This is a genomic window from Thalassospira australica, from assembly GCF_000763295.1.
Taxonomy (GTDB): Bacteria; Pseudomonadota; Alphaproteobacteria; order Rhodospirillales; family Thalassospiraceae; genus Thalassospira; species Thalassospira australica.
Genome location: NZ_JRJE01000002.1, coordinates 51,637 through 69,627 on the forward strand (window position 1 = coordinate 51,637; position 17,991 = coordinate 69,627).

At 53.7% G+C, this 17,991-nt stretch carries 17 protein-coding genes; 10 read left to right on the forward strand and 7 right to left on the reverse strand.

What is annotated here, in order from left to right:
- Positions 1-7 precede the first annotated feature (7 nt).
- Both JF44_RS0100985 and JF44_RS0100990 read right to left on the reverse strand, forming a co-directional pair.
- Positions 8-271, reverse strand: coding sequence for an exodeoxyribonuclease VII small subunit (locus tag JF44_RS0100985; RefSeq protein WP_033067095.1), 264 nt, complete (start codon positions 269-271; stop codon positions 8-10).
- A 109-nt stretch (positions 272-380) separates the two neighbouring features.
- Complete coding sequence (locus JF44_RS0100990; protein WP_033067096.1) at positions 381-1,319, reverse strand: histone deacetylase family protein; 939 nt, start codon at positions 1,317-1,319, stop codon at positions 381-383.
- Between the two features lie 665 nt (positions 1,320-1,984).
- Between JF44_RS0100990 and JF44_RS0100995 the strand changes: the two genes are divergently transcribed.
- A complete protein-coding gene (locus JF44_RS0100995) occupies positions 1,985-2,302 on the forward strand; it encodes an ArsR/SmtB family transcription factor (protein ID WP_033067097.1) in 318 nt (105 codons plus the stop codon).
- A 61-nt stretch (positions 2,303-2,363) separates the two neighbouring features.
- Here the strand turns inward: JF44_RS0100995 and JF44_RS0101000 are convergent, their stop codons facing one another.
- From JF44_RS0101000 to JF44_RS0101015, 4 genes are all read right to left on the reverse strand, one after another.
- A complete protein-coding gene (locus JF44_RS0101000) occupies positions 2,364-3,218 on the reverse strand; it encodes an EipB family protein (RefSeq protein ID WP_238318342.1) in 855 nt (284 codons plus the stop codon).
- On the reverse strand, positions 3,215-4,180 hold the full coding sequence (locus JF44_RS0101005; protein WP_238318343.1) for an SPOR domain-containing protein: 966 nt from the start codon (positions 4,178-4,180) through the stop codon (positions 3,215-3,217). Before JF44_RS0101005 ends, JF44_RS0101000 begins: the two co-directional genes overlap by 4 nt.
- A 153-nt stretch (positions 4,181-4,333) precedes the next feature.
- On the reverse strand, positions 4,334-6,121 hold the full coding sequence (gene aspS, locus JF44_RS0101010) for an aspartate--tRNA ligase (protein WP_033067201.1): 1,788 nt from the start codon (positions 6,119-6,121) through the stop codon (positions 4,334-4,336).
- A 227-nt stretch (positions 6,122-6,348) separates the two neighbouring features.
- Positions 6,349-6,885, reverse strand: a complete 537-nt coding sequence (locus tag JF44_RS0101015; protein ID WP_033067099.1) for a SixA phosphatase family protein — start codon at positions 6,883-6,885, stop codon at positions 6,349-6,351.
- A gap of 187 nt (positions 6,886-7,072) precedes the next feature.
- Here JF44_RS0101015 and JF44_RS0101020 point away from each other — a divergent pair, with 187 nt between their 5' ends.
- The 4 genes from JF44_RS0101020 to JF44_RS0101035 all read left to right on the forward strand — a co-directional run bounded on the left by JF44_RS0101020 (position 7,073) and on the right by JF44_RS0101035 (position 12,153).
- Positions 7,073-9,220, forward strand: a complete 2,148-nt coding sequence (locus JF44_RS0101020; RefSeq protein WP_033067100.1) for an RNA degradosome polyphosphate kinase — start codon at positions 7,073-7,075, stop codon at positions 9,218-9,220.
- 59 nt (positions 9,221-9,279) lie between these two features.
- Positions 9,280-10,761 (forward strand): exopolyphosphatase, encoded by a 1,482-nt coding sequence (gene ppx, locus JF44_RS0101025; RefSeq protein WP_052065323.1) that lies wholly within the window; start codon positions 9,280-9,282, stop codon positions 10,759-10,761.
- Between the two features lie 97 nt (positions 10,762-10,858).
- On the forward strand, positions 10,859-11,194 hold the full coding sequence (locus JF44_RS20565) for a hypothetical protein (RefSeq protein WP_033067101.1): 336 nt from the start codon (positions 10,859-10,861) through the stop codon (positions 11,192-11,194).
- Entirely contained in the window at positions 11,191-12,153 is a 963-nt protein-coding gene (locus JF44_RS0101035) for a DUF1835 domain-containing protein (RefSeq protein ID WP_052065325.1), read from the forward strand. The genes JF44_RS20565 and JF44_RS0101035 overlap by 4 nt, the downstream gene beginning before the upstream one ends.
- Before the next feature lie 53 nt (positions 12,154-12,206).
- On the opposite strand, the gene JF44_RS0101040 is transcribed toward JF44_RS0101035, so the two are convergent.
- Positions 12,207-13,235 carry an NAD-dependent epimerase/dehydratase family protein gene (locus tag JF44_RS0101040; RefSeq protein WP_033067102.1) on the reverse strand — a complete coding sequence of 343 codons (1,029 nt, stop codon included), beginning with the start codon at positions 13,233-13,235 and terminating at the stop codon, positions 12,207-12,209.
- 288 nt (positions 13,236-13,523) lie between these two features.
- Between JF44_RS0101040 and JF44_RS0101045 the strand changes: the two genes are divergently transcribed.
- The 5 genes from JF44_RS0101045 (at position 13,524) to JF44_RS0101065 (ending at position 17,977) form a co-directional block, all read left to right on the forward strand.
- Positions 13,524-14,417 carry a glycosyltransferase family 2 protein gene (locus JF44_RS0101045; protein WP_033067103.1) on the forward strand — a complete coding sequence of 298 codons (894 nt, stop codon included), beginning with the start codon at positions 13,524-13,526 and terminating at the stop codon, positions 14,415-14,417.
- 43 nt (positions 14,418-14,460) lie between these two features.
- On the forward strand, positions 14,461-15,231 hold the full coding sequence (gene rfbF / locus JF44_RS0101050) for a glucose-1-phosphate cytidylyltransferase (protein ID WP_033067104.1): 771 nt from the start codon (positions 14,461-14,463) through the stop codon (positions 15,229-15,231).
- A 78-nt stretch (positions 15,232-15,309) separates the two neighbouring features.
- On the forward strand, positions 15,310-16,542 hold the full coding sequence (locus JF44_RS0101055) for a class I SAM-dependent methyltransferase (protein WP_033067105.1): 1,233 nt from the start codon (positions 15,310-15,312) through the stop codon (positions 16,540-16,542).
- Entirely contained in the window at positions 16,539-17,075 is a 537-nt protein-coding gene (gene rfbC / locus JF44_RS0101060; protein ID WP_033067106.1) for a dTDP-4-dehydrorhamnose 3,5-epimerase, read from the forward strand. The genes JF44_RS0101055 and rfbC overlap by 4 nt, the downstream gene beginning before the upstream one ends.
- A complete protein-coding gene (locus JF44_RS0101065; RefSeq protein WP_033067107.1) occupies positions 17,072-17,977 on the forward strand; it encodes an NAD-dependent epimerase/dehydratase family protein in 906 nt (301 codons plus the stop codon). Before rfbC ends, JF44_RS0101065 begins: the two co-directional genes overlap by 4 nt.
- Positions 17,978-17,991 lie beyond the last annotated feature (14 nt).

Below are 17,991 nucleotides of genomic sequence, written 5' to 3' on the forward strand. Positions count from 1 at the left end.
TATCTGGTTATTCGATGTCGGTAGGGGTTGCCGACGGGCGGCCATCCGCATTCAGGGTGATTTTCTCGATGCGCTCTTCGGCAGTGCGCAGCTTGTCCGCACAATGGCGTTTCAATGCCGCACCGCGTTCGTATGACGCAATGGCATCATCAAGTCCAACCTGCCCCTGTTCGAGTTGGCGCACAAGGGTTTCAAGCTGCCCAAGCGCCTCTTCAAAACTCAGTTTCGCGATATCTTCGGGAATGGCGGGAGATGCACTAGCCTCGGACATGTAAGCTCCATTTCGTTGATCGGCGCGGAGTTTACGCCCAAGTTCTGATCAGGGCAACCGGACAGAATGCAATTTCGCCTGCCTCAGAGCCTGTTTTTGTCTGTCGCCATCAGGGGGCAATATCCCCCATCAGGGCACGAACATGCTGCACGGCACTGCTGGCAAGGGATGGCAGATCATATCCCCCCTCAAGCAAAGACACCACACGCCCCCCACAGTGCTGATCGGCAAGTGCCATCAATTGCTGCGTCATCCAGACATAATCATCCGTTTCAAAGCACAAGCCCGCCAGGGGGTCGTTTTTATGGGCATCAAATCCGGCCGAAATAATGAGAAGTTCTGGCTCAAAAGCCGCGATTCCCGGCAGAACCGTTGAATTGAACGCTTCGCGCAACGCCACCGTCCCGGAGCCCGCGGCAAGACCGACATTAAGGATATTGTTCGCGCACCCGCGCTCCGTCTCCGCCCCTGTGCCCGGATAAAGTGGCCATTGGTGGGTCGAACAATAAAAAAGATCCGGTTCATTATAAAACAGATCCTGCGTCCCATTGCCGTGATGGACATCGAAATCCATCACCGCGACGCGCTTGATCCCGTATTTCCGGCGCGCATGGTGGGCGGCAATCGCTGCGTTGTTAAACAGGCAAAATCCCATTGCACGATCATATTCGGCATGATGGCCCGGTGGTCTGGTCGCGACAAAGGCATTACGTTCATGCCCGTCCATTACCGCATCAACGGCAACACACGCCCCGCCCGCAGACCGCAGGGCAGCCTTGCCCGACCCGGACGAGACATAAGTGTCACCGTCAAGCGCCTCAATCCCGTGATCGGGAATACTTGCCATCACCTTGTCAACATAGGCCGGGTCATGCACCGCCTTGATCAAATCGAGATCGGCAAGTGGTGCTTCTTCGCGATGCAGGAACATGAATTCCTCGGCCTCGAAAACGCGCTGAATGACGCGCAGGCGGTCCGGGCATTCCGGATGACCGGGGCCGGTATCATGATCGATGCAGTCGTGATGGGTCACGAACAAAGTCGCCATTTTTCTGGGTCGCCTTCCTGAAGTACCAACATGCAATGGTTCTGATCGCGAGATTACGCTTGGCGTTTCCCGCTTGTTTCACATCGTTGGCTTGTTTTTACAGCAATCCACTGTGCCGTTCTTTGTTCTAAATCAGCACATCGGGCATGTTGGTTGCAAGTTCTTTGGGACGGATAAAACATCTGAACCAAACTTGGCAGGCAATCCGGATTGCTTTCACAGTTTTGCCGTTTTCAGAGTGTTCTATAGGGGATACTCATTCGCACAACCAAGCTGGCGTGCGTCTGTGAAAGATGGCTCGCATCAGGCGCGGCCTTTCTTGACAAGGCCGCAACAGGTAACGCGGGCAACCATAAGCACCATCAGAAACCGTTCTGATATTTGGAAAATGATTCGACAGGAAACCTGATCCTCAGGTAAATCCACGCCAAGAATGAGGTTTTAAGATATTAAACACTCTCTTGACAGAATAGTGATATACTTGAGAATAAGGTTAGAGCCAGTCTTCTAATATTTGGCTCTGGCAATGGCTGCAATCACATGGGAAACAACATGGATGCAGTTTTCGGTTGGTCAGACGTCATCGTCAGATGATATCGGTTGACTGATTGTCGAATTTTCGTTGGGACAATGACCGCTTGCGGTCAGGCTTATAAGGAAGCCAAATGGAACTTAACCATTTAGAACAAAAGGCCGAACAGGCGAGCACCCTGTTAAAGGCCATGAGCAATCAGAGCAGACTGCTTATCCTTTGCCAACTGAATGAAGGCGAAAAGTCGGTTGGTGAACTCGAACGTATCGTGGGACTAAGCCAGTCCGCCCTGTCGCAGCATCTTGCACGTCTGCGTCGTGACAAACTCGTTCAGACGCGTCGTGAAGCACAGACCATCTACTATTCCTTGAATGGTGATGACGCCCTGCGTGTTATTGAAACGCTGTATGGGCTTTACTGTGACGCCACAAACAAGGCTGCAGCTGCGTAGCCAAGATCAGGGCATGCCCCATAAAAAAAGCCCGCCATTCGTGGCGGGCTTTTTTTGTACCTTAACCGCACTCGGGCATGGGCAACCTAGTCACTTTATCAAGCGTTCCAAGCACTTCAAACCCGCCATAATCAAACCGCATCCCCTGCGCGACACCGTTCTCGCCGAAATCAACCGCCATCTCGGTTGACGGGCCGTTTTCCGCAGCCCCAATCGGATAGAACGCCAAATTCATGCGGTGGAAGGTGCTTTGTGCAATCATGTCAGGATCATCAGCGGTGTTGTCGGCATCCTTGCGCCCCGAAATCACAACCGCGACCCGGTTGGTTGGGTCATCTCCGCTGCCATCAAAGACAAGATCATTGCCAAATTTCTCTCCCGCCTGAGCCCGCCTGAGCAAAACAAGCGAATGCTGGGTCGGAAACATCGCATCAACCGGCAATTCTTCTTCGACCTCAACCGGAATTTCGTAGGTGACCTTGACCGCATCACTGCCACGCACCGCCTTGCCCGCAACTTCATCGACCTTGGTACCATCCAGGTAATCACGCATGCGGAAACGATATTCATCGCCTGCGAAATCTTCCCATTGGGTTATGGAATAGGCCGAATTGATAGGCGTGCCTTCCGATCCCTGCAAGATCATGACCTGCTGCATTTCAGTTACCCAGCCATCGCACATTTTCTCAAAGCGATAACCAAGCACACCGGACGCATCAACAACCGAGCTGCCCTGCTCTGCGTGGGTGAGTTTGAAATGATACTCGGCCATATGCGGCACAATTGCATCTTCAACATTTGCAACATTGCCCGCCTGCGCAGCACAACCGCCAAGCCCCAAACAAAAGATCAGCGCTCCCTTAAAGGAACGCTGATGTTGATTTTTTATCTCCGAGACAAATCCAGACAATGTCACTCTCCGGTGGGGCCAACTCCAACAATCCAGGGATTCTTTACCCCCTTTTTGGCAGCAAGAAGGCGCAAATCATGTGCAAGCTCTGGCGTCAACGGCCCGACGGCAACCCGAAGATAGGGCGTGCCCTTGACCTCGGCACTTAAAAGACGCGGCTGATATTCCTGATAAATCCCAAGCGCCTTTTGCGCACGGGCTTCATCGGCAAAGCTTGCCAATACCACATAGTCACCGGGCAGCGGCACGACAAGGTCATCACCGCTTGGTGTTTTGCCATCGGCTTTTGCTTCAGCCGGGGCTGTGGCCTGCTCGATACCATCGCCCATCGTTGTCGTGTCGACCAATGCGGCGGTAACGGTTTCCTTGGGGGCTTTTACTTCTGCAAGCGGCGCGTCATTGACATAGCCTGCAACGGCGGCATCGGCTTCGACCTGCGGATCAATCGGGCCCAAATCGCCCAAGGATAAGGAAACGTCTTCTGGTGCAATCTGTTCACGCGCAGAGGCTACCTCTGTCGGGCGCGAAGATTGCACTGCATCTTCTGAAACCCTGGTCTTGGCATCCTGTTTTGCAGGCAGTGGCGGCAAATCCGTTGTGACAACAACATTGGATTTCGCGGCACTCTTGCTGGGCTGTGACCAATCTTCCGCAGGCGCATTCACGGCATAGATTTCCGGGGCTGCTGTGCGGATTTCCTGTTTGATTTCAGGTTCGTTCAAAACAGCAAGGGCAGCGGCCTCTTCGGCCAGAACGGCTTCTTCGTCCTTGCAGATGTCCTGATCCATTAACGGGCGATGAAGCGCACAATCCTGCGACGCCACGAAGGACACCGCGTGATCGGTGGTGCTTTTGCCTGTTGAAACATAGCTGATCAAATCCCCGGCCAGTTTGGCGACGGTAAGCTCAATCGGGCCACCACATGCACCAAGCGCCAAAGGTGCCGCTACCACTAAAATCTTTCTCACAGGCCATCCCCCGAAGGATCAAATTTATTATGTCTGCCTTATTTTGGCCTGCTGGCAGTTAATATTAGGTAAGCGTCTGAGCCAAAAGAAAACGGCCCGGAAAACCGGGCCGTTTGTATCGGTCAATGTTTGGGTCCGAAGACCGCAAGCATATCAGTCTTTTTTCGCTTTCGGCGGCATCTGGACACGCAGGTGAAGTTCCTTGAGCTGCTTGTCTTCGACGTCCGACGGTGCATTCATCATCAAATCCTGTGCCTGCTGGTTCAGCGGGAAGGCAATGACTTCGCGAATGTTGGGTTCATCGGCCAGAAGCATGACGATACGGTCAACACCCGGGGCCGAACCACCGTGCGGCGGCGCGCCGAATTTGAACGCGTTGAGCATGCCGCCAAACTGTTCTTCGACAACTTCCTTGCCATAACCGGCAATTTCGAACGCACGATACATGATGTCCGGGCGGTGGTTACGAATGGCACCTGATGACAGCTCGATACCGTTACAAACGATGTCATACTGCCACGCCTTGATATCAAGCGGGTCCATGTTTTCCAGCGCATCAAGGCCACCTTGCGGCATCGAGAACGGGTTGTGGCTGAATTCGATCTTGCCGTCGTCGTCTTCCTCGAACATCGGGAAATCAACGATCCAGCAGAACTTGAACATGCCTTCTTCGCGAAGTTCCAGTTCGTCACATACCTTGTCACGGACCTTACCGGCGAATTTGGCTGCAGCCAGGGCCTTGTCACAGACAAAGAACACCGCATCGCCATCGGCAACACCGGTGATTTCCTTGATCTGTGCGATGCGATCGGCATCAAGGTTCTTGGCGATCGGGCCTTTGGCTTCGCCGCCTTCTGCAAAGACGATATACCCAAGACCAGCCGCACCTTCGTCGCGCGCCCAATTGTTGAGCTTGTCAAAGAAGCTGCGCGGACGGCCCGCAGCACCGGTTGCCGGGATCGCCCGAACAACCGAACCCTTTTCGATGTTGGATGCAAAGATGCCAAAGCTTGACCCACGGAACGGCTCGGTCACATCGGAAATGATCAGCGGGTTGCGCAGGTCCGGCTTGTCCGAACCATACTTCGCCATCGATTCATCGAACGGAATGCGCGGGAACGGATACGGGGTCACATCACGACCACCGCCGAACTCGACAAAGATGTCATGGAGAACCGGCTCGATCGCAGCAAACACGTCTTCCTGGGTGGCAAAGGCCATCTCGAAGTCAAGCTGATAGAACTCGCCCGGCGAACGGTCGGCACGCGCATCTTCATCACGGAAGCACGGTGCGATCTGGAAGTATTTGTCGAAACCCGACACCATCAGAAGCTGCTTGAACTGCTGGGGCGCCTGCGGCAGGGCATAAAACTTGCCCGGATGCATGCGCGACGGCACCAGGAAGTCACGCGCGCCTTCCGGCGAACTTGCCGTCAGGATCGGCGTCTGGATTTCAAGGAAGCCCTGCGCGGTCATTTTCTGACGCATCGCCGAAATCACCTGCGAACGCAGAACGATGTTCGAATGCACGCTTTCGCGACGCAGATCAAGGTAACGGTGACGCAGGCGAACTTCTTCGCCGTATTCGACATCGCCAAACACCGGCATCGGCAGAACTTCGGCCGAAGACTGAACTTCGATGTTCGATGCGTAAACTTCGATCTCGCCGGTCGGCAAGTTAGGGTTGATGGTTTCAGCCGTACGTTTGACAACCTTGCCATCGACCGTGATCACGCTTTCGGCACGTGCTTTATCAAGTGTTTCGAACAGCGGGCTCGAAATATCGATCACGACCTGAGTGATGCCGTAATGGTCGCGCAGATCAACGAACAGAAGGTTGCCGTGGTCACGTTTACGGTGAATCCAGCCAGACAGGCGAACTTCCGCGTCGGCGTCAGTCGCGCGCAGCGCATTACAATTGTGTGAGCGAAAAGGATGCATTGTCATTCCAGGTTGCTTTATATTTTGGGCCGCAAATTTGGCCGCAAAGGTGCATGCCAGACCCGCGCTGTCAAACAAAAAACGCACCACAGCCCATGCGCCACGGTCATATCCGGGCGTTGATGCGTGATGGGTTTGCTGCCGTGCGTGCGCGGCGTCCAAAATTTCAGCGGTATAAAACGCTTCCGGGCGCGGTTCGTCAAGTGCCCGTCGCGTCGAAGATCAAATCAGTCTCCGCTGATTTTCTCGGCCTGCAGATCCTTGACCTTGATAAAATCGATCAGACGTCCGGTTCCCAATGCAATATCGCGCCAATGTTCCACATCAAATTCGAAATGCACCAGGGCACATGTCGGGTATTTGCGCACCATAGTGTCGCGGGCAGCATCATTGCCACCGGCATAAAGGGCATGCGCAAACATCTCCAGCCCCGGATTGTGACCAACGATCATGACCTGACTTGCGTCTTCGTAGGTATGATGCAGGTTTTCAAGCAATACCCGATCATTCGCCATATAAAGGTCTTCGTTGTAAATCACGTCTGCATGGATGGCGAAATCACGCCCCAAAAGACCAAGCGTCTGAACCGCACGGGCCGCCGTTGAACACCAGATAAGGTCGGGAACCAATTCATGCTGACGCAAATAGCGCCCCATGAAGGGGGCCGCCTTTTCACCGCGACGATTGAGTTCACGGTCATGATCGGCGCGTCCGGGGTCCGCCCAACTGGATTTTGCATGCCGAAGCAACAGCAACGTCTTCATGTCATCGTTTCTCTAGGATCCAACGGTGTTCTTGCATGCCATATCGCGCGCCCGGATACCATCAGAAAAACTGACATATAAATTTAAGAAAATTGCACCCACCCAACCAGTTATCCTATACTCCATTTGCAACCGGGAACTGTCGCTTAAATTCAAGGACATTCCCTCAATCCGCAGGAGGCATAGCGTGACACACGCCGCTGCAGTTCAGTCAAGCGCGATCACCATTGATTCGGAAAATCGCTTTATTAACCGCGAGTTATCTTGGCTAGCGTTCAACAATCGCGTTCTTGAAGAAGCCCAGAACAAGGGACACCCGCTGCTTGAAAGACTGCGCTTTCTGTCAATCTCGGCCAGCAACCTTGATGAATTCTATATGGTCCGCGTCGCCGGCCTCGTGGGCCAGCTCCGTGCGGGTATGACCAAGGTCAGTCAGGACGGCATGAGCCCGTCCGAACAATTGCGTGCCATTACCTTTGATGCCAACCAGTTGATGCAGGATCAGCAGCGCGTCTGGCGGCAGCTTAGTTCCGAGATGGAAAAACAGGGCATCTCCGTCATCGACCAGTCAGATCTAACCCAGACGGATCGCAAATGGCTTGATGGCTATTTCATGCGTGAAATCTTCCCGACCCTGACCCCGCTTGCAATTGATCCGTCCCACCCGTTCCCGTTTATCCCAAACCTCGGCTTTACGATCGTAATGCAGTTGTTTGACCCTGCGGACGGTCACAACATGCGTGGCCTGATCCCGGTACCGCAAAAAATCGGCCGTTTCCTGCGCCTGCCCGGCCGAAATGAACGCTATCTTCCGGTCGAACAGGCGATCTTGCTGTATCTTGGCAAGCTGTTCCCGGGCTTTGATATGATCGAACACGGCTTCTTCCGCGTTATTCGGGACTCGGATGTGGAAATCGAAGAAGAAGCCGAGGATCTGGTCCGCGTTTTCAAAACGGCCCTGAAACGTCGCCGTCGCGGCAGCATCATCCGCCTTAAAGTCAATGCCGGGATGCCCGAAGATTTGCTCGACTTCGTCATTGATGAACTTGATGTCGCACTTGAAGAAGTCGTCAAGGTCGATGGACTGTTGGGCGTTGTCGATGTCAAACAGCTGATCGATTCCGAACTGCATCATGACTTGCTGTTCTCACCCTATGCCGCGCGTTACCCCGAACGGGTCCGTGACTTTGGTGGCGATTGCTTTGCCGCCATCAGCAAAAAGGATCTGGTGGTTCATCACCCGTTCGAAGATTTCGATGTGGTGGTTCAGTTCTTGCTGCAAGCCGCGCGCGACCCCGATGTGGTCACCATCAAACAGACCCTTTATCGCACCTCGGAAAACAGCCCGATCGTCAAGGCCCTGATTGCTGCGGCCGAGGCCGGAAAATCCGTTACCGCCATGGTAGAACTCAAGGCCCGCTTTGACGAAGAAGCCAACCTGCGCTGGGCGGCTGATCTGGAACGTGCCGGCTGTCAGGTGGTCTATGGCTTCCTGGATTGGAAAACGCATGCCAAGGTGTCGCTGGTGGTCCGCCGTGAAACCCACGGCCTTAAGACCTATACCCATTTCGGGACCGGCAACTATCACCCGATCACCGCCAAATTCTATACCGACATCTCGTTCTTCTCGTGCGATCCGGCACTGGGCCGTGACGCGGGCAGCATCTTTAATTTCATGACCGGATACGCCACCCCACGGTCGCTTGAAAAAATTGCAATTGCCCCACACACCTTACGCCCGACGCTTCTGACCCACATTGATCAGGAAATCGAAAACTGCAAGGCTGGCAAACCAAGCGGTATCTGGGCCAAGATGAACAGTCTGGTCGATCCAGTGGTGATTGATGCGCTGTATCGCGCAAGTCAGGCGGGGGTAAATGTCGAACTGATCGTGCGCGGGATTTGCTGTTTACGTCCCGGGGTTCCGGGGCTTTCGGAAAACATTCGTGTTAAATCGATTGTCGGACGTTTCCTTGAACATTCGCGTATTGTTGTCTTTGCCTGCGGTGCCAAGCTGCCCTCACGCAAGGCCAAGGCATTCATATCGTCTGCAGACTGGATGCCACGCAATTTGAACCGGCGCGTTGAAACCCTTATTCCGGTTGAAAATCCTACCTGTCAGCGCCAGATTGTCGAACAGATCATGATCGCCAATCTGAAAGATACTGCCCAAGCATGGTATCTGCTGCCAGACGGGTCTTATGAACGCTGCGAAACCGGTGACAAACCCTTCTCATCGCATAAGTATTTCATGACCAACCCGTCCTTGTCAGGCCGCGGCAGCGCACTGGATGAAGCAGATCCCAATGTTCCTGTTCTGCAGCTTGATGACTAGATTTCAGACTCTGACGTGACCAGACCGCACAAAGACGACCAACAGGTGCCAACAATACTATGCTGACTGACCAACGGGCTTCCAACCGCATCGCAATCATTGATGTTGGCTCCAACTCGGTACGGCTTGTCATTTTTGATGGCATGACACGGGCACCGGTTCCGATCTTCAACGAAAAGGTCATGTGTGGCCTTGGTCGTGACCCTGATGGCACTGGCAAGCTCAACCCCGAAGGGGTCGAGCTTGCCGTTGTTGCCATGCACCGTTTTGCAACCCTGTTGCAGGCGATGAAAGTCACCCATGTTGATGTGCTTGCCACCGCCGCTGTAAGGGCGGCAACCGACGGCAAGGAATTCTGCGATCGCGTGACCGCCGAAACCGGGCTGACCATCAAGGTCATTGACGGCCTTGAAGAAGCCCGTCTTTCAGCCCTTGGCATCATTTCCGGTGATCCATTGGCATCGGGCATCATGGGCGACATTGGTGGCGGGTCGCTTGAACTGGTGCTGCTTGATCAGGGTGAAATCAAAAAACGCGTCAGCCTGCCACTTGGTGCCATGCGTCTGCATACGGTGTTTGGCTCTGACCGGGCACGCCTGACGGCTGAAATCAATCAGCACCTTGATACGATTGACTGGCTGCAAGAAGCAAAAGGCAAGCAACTGTTTGCTGTGGGCGGATCCTGGCGGTCCATCGCCAAACTGTTCATCGCCCAAGAAGACTATCCGATTTCGGTCGTCCACAACCTTGCCATGCCCCGGTCGGAAATGGCTGAGCTTACCCACATCATCTCGCAGCAAAGCCGGGTATCACTGGAAAAAATCGGCGGAGTATCCAAGCGCCGCATCGATAGCCTTCCCCATGCCTCTCTTGTCATGAACATGTTGATGGCGCGCATGCAACCAAACGAAGTTGTCTTTTCCGGGCATGGTTTGCGCGAAGGCTGGATGTATGAAGTCCTGCCTGAAGACCTTCGGCAACGCGATCCGGTTCTTGAGGCCTGCTTTAGCTTCGCCGAAGATGGCGAACGTTTCCATCAGCACGGCGAAGAAGTGGCCCATTGGTGTGCCCCGGTTTTTGCCAAGTTACCCGAAAATATTGAACGCTTGCGACTGGCAGCCTGCATCATCGGCGACATCGGCTGGAACGAGCATCCCGATTACCGCGCCGAACAAAGCTATAACCGCATTCTGCGCCACCCCTATATTGACCTGAACCATCATGATCGCGTGTTCCTCGCATATACGATTGGGTCGCGCTATGCCGGCAACTTCAAGGGAGATGCCGCCAGCGACCGTATCCTTGATGATGACGACCGTCTGAACGGGCGCCTGTTTGGCCATGTTATTCGACTGGGCCATACCCTTTCTGGTGGGGTCGAGGGGATTTTGCCGCAAACCCGGTTATTGCTTGAAGACGGCAAGCTGATCCTGCAACTCGAAAAGCAGGCCTCCACCCTGTATGGTGAAGTTGTCGAACAGCGCCTGTCAAAGCTTGCCAAGCTGATGAACCGTGAAAGTATGGTCAGACTTGCCGAGTAGAGCTGCGAAAACACCACAATCAAAACGTGCATTTTGTTGACGCATCGCACCAAAACCGGCACGATTACGCTCCTTTTTTAATTAGGAGCGCCATGTCATGACCGACACAAATCAGCCATCCGACCACGCCCATCGCGACGTCCTGGCTGTACTGGCAAACATGTCCTTTCAAATGCTTTGTCAGGAAATAGCGGTCCTGCCCGACAGTGATTCCGAGCTTGAAAAGCTTCGCTCTGCGGCTGGTGATGATGAGAAATCACTCATTGACCTTCTGATCGCGCTAAAGGGTGCCAGGCTTTGCGATATCGCTCCCCTGTTTGCCAACACCGATGACGATCCCACCAACGCCAAACTCTCCCAAAGCGACGTTCCGGACAACATGCTCTCACTGCTGACCGCGCTCAAGGCGTCCACGAGCACGGACGTAGAATGAACCGGATCGACACCACAGCCACCCTGCATCTGCGCTGTGGATCAGATATCCGCGACGGCCTGAAAGAGGCCGGATTTGTCGGTAATTTCCTTGAATTTTCCGATCCGTTCTGTCAGGGCCCTGTCCCTGACCAACCGTTGGGGCAATTCATAAAGACCCGGGCCACATTTATTGCCGGGGCATATGAACTGTCACTGGACGATGTTCTTGCACGCTGTCAGCGGGAATATGGTGCGCTTGCGACCCTTGGCAATTATGAGCATGTGGTGCTGTGGTTCGAACATGATAGTTACGACCAGCTCATTCTGGCTTTTCTGATGGATTACATCGCGACCAGCCGCCCGGATACGCGGATTGAGGTGATATCACTTGACCATGCACCGGGAATTGAACGCTTCACCGGCCTGGGTCAACTGGCCCCCGATGGGCTGATCTGGGTTTGGGAAAACCATCGCATGACACTCAGCGATGACATGATCGCGTTCGGTAAGGACGCGTGGCAAGCCATCCGCGCCACTGACCCTGCGTTGCTAACGTCCCTTGCAAATAGGCAAACGGCACCCCTGCCCCATATGCCAGCCGCCCTTAAACGCCATCTGGCAGAATTCCCCGCCCCCGACACAGGCCTTGGACTGACACAAAAACAAACCCTGCAAATTATCGCTGACCACGGGCCACTTCCGCTTGGCAAGGTGTTCGGGCATTTGATGCGAAGCTATGAACCCTTGCCCTATCTTGGCGATCTGATGTTCTGGGCCGAGGTCAAACTGATGACCGAATGCAAGAATGCACTTTTCACCTTGTCCCCGGCAAATGCGGATCAGATTTGGGCAGAACGCACCATCACCCTGACCGAAACCGGCAAAGACACATTGCTGGGAAAACGCAATTTCCTAGATAACTTCCTCGGCACACGTTGGGTTGGCGGCATTCGGACAGGGCAACCTTTTGCGCCCTGACACCGCCAACCTCAATACGCCAAAATGTTTTCGCGAAAGTCCGTATGCAGACCTCAGCTGTTCCAGAAAAGCTCTGAATTTACGTTTTGGGAATCGACCAAATACTTCAGTTGCTCAAGACGGATGTGTTTTCGGCCAAACAGATCCTCTGCCTTTGCTTTCTCTGTTTTCAAGCGTTCAGCAACCTGAGCAGCACCCTTTTCAGCATTCCATTTAAAGCCAATGTCAGGCAACACGCTGTGCAACTTGTCGAACGCCACGCGATAGCTTCGCGCATCGGCTTGCGCGTCATCGGAATAGGTTAGATCGCAACCGGGAACGACTTTCTGCACGGTCTTTGCAATATCGATGACCTGATAGTTTTGCTCGTTGGTCCCAACATTAAACGCCTCACCGCTTACAAGGTCTGCAGGTGCCGTCATGACGGCTTCAAAGCTGGCACTCATATCCTCAACATGCAAAAGCGGGCGCCATGCAGAGCCGTCGGAAAGCAGCTTCACTTCACCTGAAACAATTGCACGCGCTGTCAGGTTATTGAGCACCACGTCAATACGAATGCGCGGAGAGTCGCCGTAGCAAGTCGCATTACGCATAAACACCGGCTCGAAATTCTCGTCTTTCATCGCCAGCAATGCATTTTCGCAATCAATTTTGCTTTTCGCATACGGAGTCAGCGGAAGCGTCGGTGACGTTTCATCGACCGGTTTGGAAACATCTGCCGCACCATAAAGCGAACAGGACGACGCAAACACAAAGCGTTTAACACCGTTCTTCTTGGCAATCCCTGCCAGTTTCATTGTCGCCTTGAAATTGATATCGTCCGTCAATTCCGGCGCGAAATCGCCCAATGGATCATTGCTGAGCGCTGCCAGATGAATAATGGCTTCAGCGCCATCGACATCCTTTGCCTCAACATTTCGCATATCGACTGTTCTGACTTCATCGACGGATGGCGGCGTCCACAGATCAAGACCGTTGAAGTAGCCCGTATCCAGGCCAATGACAGAATGGCCGCGAGACTTCAGGTACGCGGACATGACACTTCCGACATAGCCCTGATAACCGGTCAATAATACTTTCATGAAAAGTCTTTCTGTTGATATGCGCGTAAAGAAGTTCGTTCTACAGCACAATTGGCAGCATTGGCAAAGCGAACAAACAAAGGTGTCCCTAGCCACATTTTCTAAATCCTCGTGAAAATGCTTTCAACAGCAAACATCATTGCAATCTCGCGAAAACCTAAAGGCTTTTTAAGGCTCGGGAATGTACGTGATTATTTTCAATTTGCGCGGAATCTGTCGTTGGACATTATCTTCGGATTGAGTATGTTCAGCCCCACAAGGGACATGGATATTCTGCAGGAAACATAAATGACGGCGAGAACAACAGTTATCACGATTACCCATAATGGGGGGCTCGTCATTGGCGGGCTGTTGAAATCGCTTCCCGCCGACCTGCCACTGATCATTATCGACAATGCCTCTGAGGACGATACGCTTGATATCGTTGGCAAGCTGCGCCCGGATGCGAAAATCATCCGCAACAAGGTTGGGCTCGGCTATGGTTCTGCGGCAAGTCAGGGGCTTGAACTTGTTGAAACCGAATTTGCCCTGCTGGCCAACCCGGATTCTCTGATGACCGGCGAGGCGATAGATGCCCTGATCGCGGCAGCAGATCAGTATCCCGACGCAGCCATGTTTGGCCCAATTCACAAAGATGGTAATGGCGATATCGAACCCAGTCACGATGTCGAGCTTTGGAAACGCGGTGACTATGGCACGCTGGCCTATGAATGCGTTCCCGAAGGACCGCTTTGTGTCGAGTTCCTGTCCGGTGCGGTTAATCTGGTACGCATGGATGTCATGCGACAGGTCGGCTTCTATGACCGGGAAATCTTTCTTTATTTTGATGACGATGACATGTGTGCACGTATGCTCCGTGCAGGACATGGCATGATCCTTGTTGCCGACTCAGTCGTTACACACCTCAATGGTGGCTCTGTACGGCCAAACCGGGCTTATTACTGGGAAAAGTTCTGGCACCTTGCCTGGTCGCGCATATACTTTGAACGAAAATACAAAGGCCGCCTTGCTGCCACCTGTCTTGGTGTAAAACACGCGCTACGTTTCGCAATGAAGGCGTTGCTGTACGGTGCAACCCTGCAGCGCAAGAAAGGCTGGCGCGATTTGGCACGATGCTTCGGCTCAATCGCAGCCACAATAGGGGTCAGAGCATCCAGACTGCCACGCGCAGTGAATCGCTGACGGCTTTTGGCCGCCAAACCAGAATAAGTGGATATCGTTTCAAATGAAGGCAGTAATTCTTGCTGGCGGATACGGCAGCCGACTGAGTGAAGAAACATCTGTTCGGCCAAAGCCGATGGTTGAAATCGGCGGCAAGCCAATCCTTTGGCACCTGATGAAGATTTATGCCGCCCACGGGGTCAATGAGTTTGTGATCTGCCTTGGTTACAAGGGTTATGTGATCAAGGAATATTTCGCCAACTACTTCCTGCACCATGCCGATGTCACAATCGATATGGCGACCAATCAGCTTGAATACCATAATGCCAATGCCGAACCGTGGAAGGTAACACTCGTCGACACAGGGCTGAACAGCATGACTGGCGGCCGCATCAAGCGCGTTGGTGATTATCTTGATGATGACGAACCATTTTGCCTGACCTATGGCGATGGTCTGGGTGATATTGACATCACCGCCGGCATTGATTTCCACAAAAAACAGGGCCGCAAGGCCACCATGACCGTTGTCTCCCCGCCCGGCCGCTTTGGTGCCACTGTGCTTGAAGGCGACCGGGTCTCGACCTTTCAGGAAAAGCCTCTTGGCGATGGTGCGCGGATCAATGCAGGCTTCTTTGTTTGCGAGAAATCAGTGCTGAGTGAAATTTCCGAAGACAAAACCGTCTGGGAGGCCGAGCCGCTGCGCAACCTGGCTGATCAGGACGAACTGTCAGCATGGCGTCATGATGGTTTCTGGCAGCCGATGGATACGCTCCGCGAAAAGCACATGCTCGAAAACCTGTGGTCTGAGGGCAAGGCGCCTTGGAAGATTTGGTAACCCAAACCTGACGATGGCTGAGAGTGCGCGAAATTCAGGGGCTGTAATCCCCTCGACAGACTTGATGATGGATACGAAATGACAACGCCAACCTGCCGCGCCTGCGGAACCGACCTGAACCACACGCTTGTTGATCTGGGCTTAAGTGCGCTTGCCAATTCCTATGTGCCGCTGGACCGTTCAGAACAAACTGATCCGCGCTATCCGTTGCACGCGCGTGTCTGTGGCAACTGCTTTCTGGTGCAGGTTGATGACGTTGTCCCGCCTTCGGAAATCTTTAGCGACTATGCCTATTTCTCAAGCTATTCCTCAAGCTGGGTCGAACATGCCCGCAAATATTGCGAAACCGCAACTGAGCGGCTTGACCTCGGCAAGAATTCCTTTGTGGTCGAAGTGGCATCCAACGATGGCTATCTGCTGCAGCATTTTGTTGCCAAGTCAATTCCGGTTCTGGGTGTCGAGCCTGCTGCCAATATCGCTAAGGAAGCCGAGAAAAAGGGCGTCAAAAGCTTGGTCGCCTTCTTTGGCAAGGAAACCGCACAAAAGGTCGTTGCCGAACATGGCCACGCAAACCTGACAGCAGCCAATAACGTTCTTGCCCATGTGCCGGATATCAATGACTTCGTATCGGGCTTTGCCACGGTTCTGGCCGATGACGGGGTATCGACCTTTGAATTTCCGCACCTTCTGAACCTTCTGAAAAAGACCCAGTTTGACACCATTTATCACGAACATTTCTCCTATCTCTCGCTTTATGCGGTCGAGAAATGCTTCGAGCAAAATGGCCTTAAGGTCTTTGACGTCGAAGAAGTGCCGACCCATGGCGGCAGCCTGCGCGTTTGGGCACAGAAAACCATTGGCACGCGCCCCGAAACAGACCGGCTCAAGGCCCTTCGTGCCAAGGAAGCAGATGCAGGCATCGATACCCTTGCCGCCTACGATGGCTTTGATGCCAAGTGTCGCACAATCCGCGAAGACCTTTTGGCTTTCCTGAAAGCAGCCAAGGCAGAAGGCAAAACCGTGGCCGGGTATGGTGCTGCCGCCAAGGGCAACACGCTTTTGAACTACTGCGACATCGACACTGATCTGATTGATTTTGTCGTTGATGCCAACCCGCACAAACAAAACACGCTTTTACCCGGTAGCCACATCCCGGTCCATGCGCCCGATCACCTCAAGGTCGCCAAACCGGACTATGTCCTGATCCTGCCATGGAACCTGTCGAACGAAATCATGAAAAGCATGTCGCATGTCAGCGGTTGGGGTGGACAATTCATGGTAGCCATCCCCAAGGTCGAAGTGATCGGATGAAGTTCACCCCGACAGATATCGCAGGTGTCGACCTGATCACGCTTGAAAAGCACAGCGACGACCGTGGCTTTTTCGCACGCTCCTTCTGTAAAAAGGAACTCACCGATAACGGTCATGACTTTGCAATCGACCAGGCCAATCTGTCGTTCAATCATCATGCAGGCACCCTGCGCGGCATGCATTATCAGGCCGCCCCGGTCGGTGACCCAAAGATTGTCCGTTGTATTTCAGGATCAATCTTCGATGTTGTGATTGATCTGCGCACGGACTCACCAACCTATTGCCAATGGGTCGGCGTTGAATTATCCGCCACCAACCGTAATTCCCTGATCATTCCCGCAGGCTGCGCACATGGCTTCCTGACGCTTAAACCCGATACCGAGGTCCTCTATCTGATGGGGGCGCCCTTTGTACCTGACCTTGCATCGGGCGTGCGCTGGAACGATCCGGCTTTTGGCATTAAGTGGCCCCAAAAGCCGGCAATCATCAATGACCGAGACGCCAACTATCTTGATTACGAGCCCACAAAATGAAGGTTCTCGTCACCGGTGGCAACGGCCTGATTGGCCCCTATGCCTGCGCCAAACTGAAATTGGCCGGGCATGAAGTCATCACCTGCGGTCGGTCGGCCCTGCACGACACAACGGCGTCGGATCATCACATCTCAGGCGACCTTCTGGATGGTGCGTTTCGCAAAAAATTGATCACGTCTGAACGCCCCGAAGGCCTGCTCCATCTCGCATGGCAGACCAAACACGGGCATTTTTGGAACGCGCCGGATAATCCCGATTGGCGCGATGCCAGCATCGATCTGCTTGCCCGTTTCCATGATCAGGGTGGCAAACGCGCTGTTCTTGCCGGAAGCTGTGCCGAATATGACTGGCAGGGAATTGCGCCGGGCCAGAAACTGGCCGAAGACGCGGCGTGTAACCCGCACACCCTTTATGGGCAGGAAAAACTCAAGCTTGCCAAGCACTGCCTTGATTTGAATACCCAAGGTGCCTCCATCGCGTGGGGTCGTCTGTTCCTGCTCTGCGGACCAAAGGAGGCCCCTGCCCGCTTCGTTCCGGCCATCACGCGCGCGCTTCTGGCGGGGAATACGGCCAAGATGAGCTCAGGCAAACAGATCCGCGATTTCATGCATACGGCAGATGCCGGTGCTGCCTTTGTCAAGCTGATCGATCATACCTTCACCGGCATTATCAACATCGCCACAGGCAACGGACATAGCCTGCTTGATGTTGCCAACACCCTGCGCGATCTCATCGGACGCGGCACCATCGAACCGGGCAGCATGCCTGACCGCCCCGATGATCCACCCTATCTGGTCGCAGATACAACGCGTATCACGCAAATAGTTCGTTTCGAACAAGCGTACACGCTGAAAACAGCGCTTGAAGACTGTATCGCCTGGTGGAAGAACCATACGAACTAAAACCAAACGCCGGA

Coding starts and splice junctions, on each gene's coding strand:
- JF44_RS20565 (WP_033067101.1), top strand. CDS start 10,859: ATGACCGACACAAATCAGCCATCCGACCACGCCCATCGCGACGTCCTG.
- JF44_RS0100990 (WP_033067096.1), bottom strand. CDS start 1,319: ATGGCGACTTTGTTCGTGACCCATCACGACTGCATCGATCATGATACC.
- JF44_RS0101040 (WP_033067102.1), bottom strand. CDS start 13,235: ATGAAAGTATTATTGACCGGTTATCAGGGCTATGTCGGAAGTGTCATG.
- JF44_RS0101015 (WP_033067099.1), bottom strand. CDS start 6,885: ATGAAGACGTTGCTGTTGCTTCGGCATGCAAAATCCAGTTGGGCGGAC.
- JF44_RS0101055 (WP_033067105.1), top strand. CDS start 15,310: ATGACAACGCCAACCTGCCGCGCCTGCGGAACCGACCTGAACCACACG.
- aspS (WP_033067201.1), bottom strand. CDS start 6,121: ATGCATCCTTTTCGCTCACACAATTGTAATGCGCTGCGCGCGACTGAC.
- JF44_RS0100995 (WP_033067097.1), top strand. CDS start 1,985: ATGGAACTTAACCATTTAGAACAAAAGGCCGAACAGGCGAGCACCCTG.
- JF44_RS0100985 (WP_033067095.1), bottom strand. CDS start 271: ATGTCCGAGGCTAGTGCATCTCCCGCCATTCCCGAAGATATCGCGAAA.
- rfbC (WP_033067106.1), top strand. CDS start 16,539: ATGAAGTTCACCCCGACAGATATCGCAGGTGTCGACCTGATCACGCTT.
- JF44_RS0101035 (WP_052065325.1), top strand. CDS start 11,191: ATGAACCGGATCGACACCACAGCCACCCTGCATCTGCGCTGTGGATCA.
- JF44_RS0101045 (WP_033067103.1), top strand. CDS start 13,524: ATGACGGCGAGAACAACAGTTATCACGATTACCCATAATGGGGGGCTC.
- ppx (WP_052065323.1), top strand. CDS start 9,280: ATGCTGACTGACCAACGGGCTTCCAACCGCATCGCAATCATTGATGTT.
- rfbF (WP_033067104.1), top strand. CDS start 14,461: ATGAAGGCAGTAATTCTTGCTGGCGGATACGGCAGCCGACTGAGTGAA.
- JF44_RS0101065 (WP_033067107.1), top strand. CDS start 17,072: ATGAAGGTTCTCGTCACCGGTGGCAACGGCCTGATTGGCCCCTATGCC.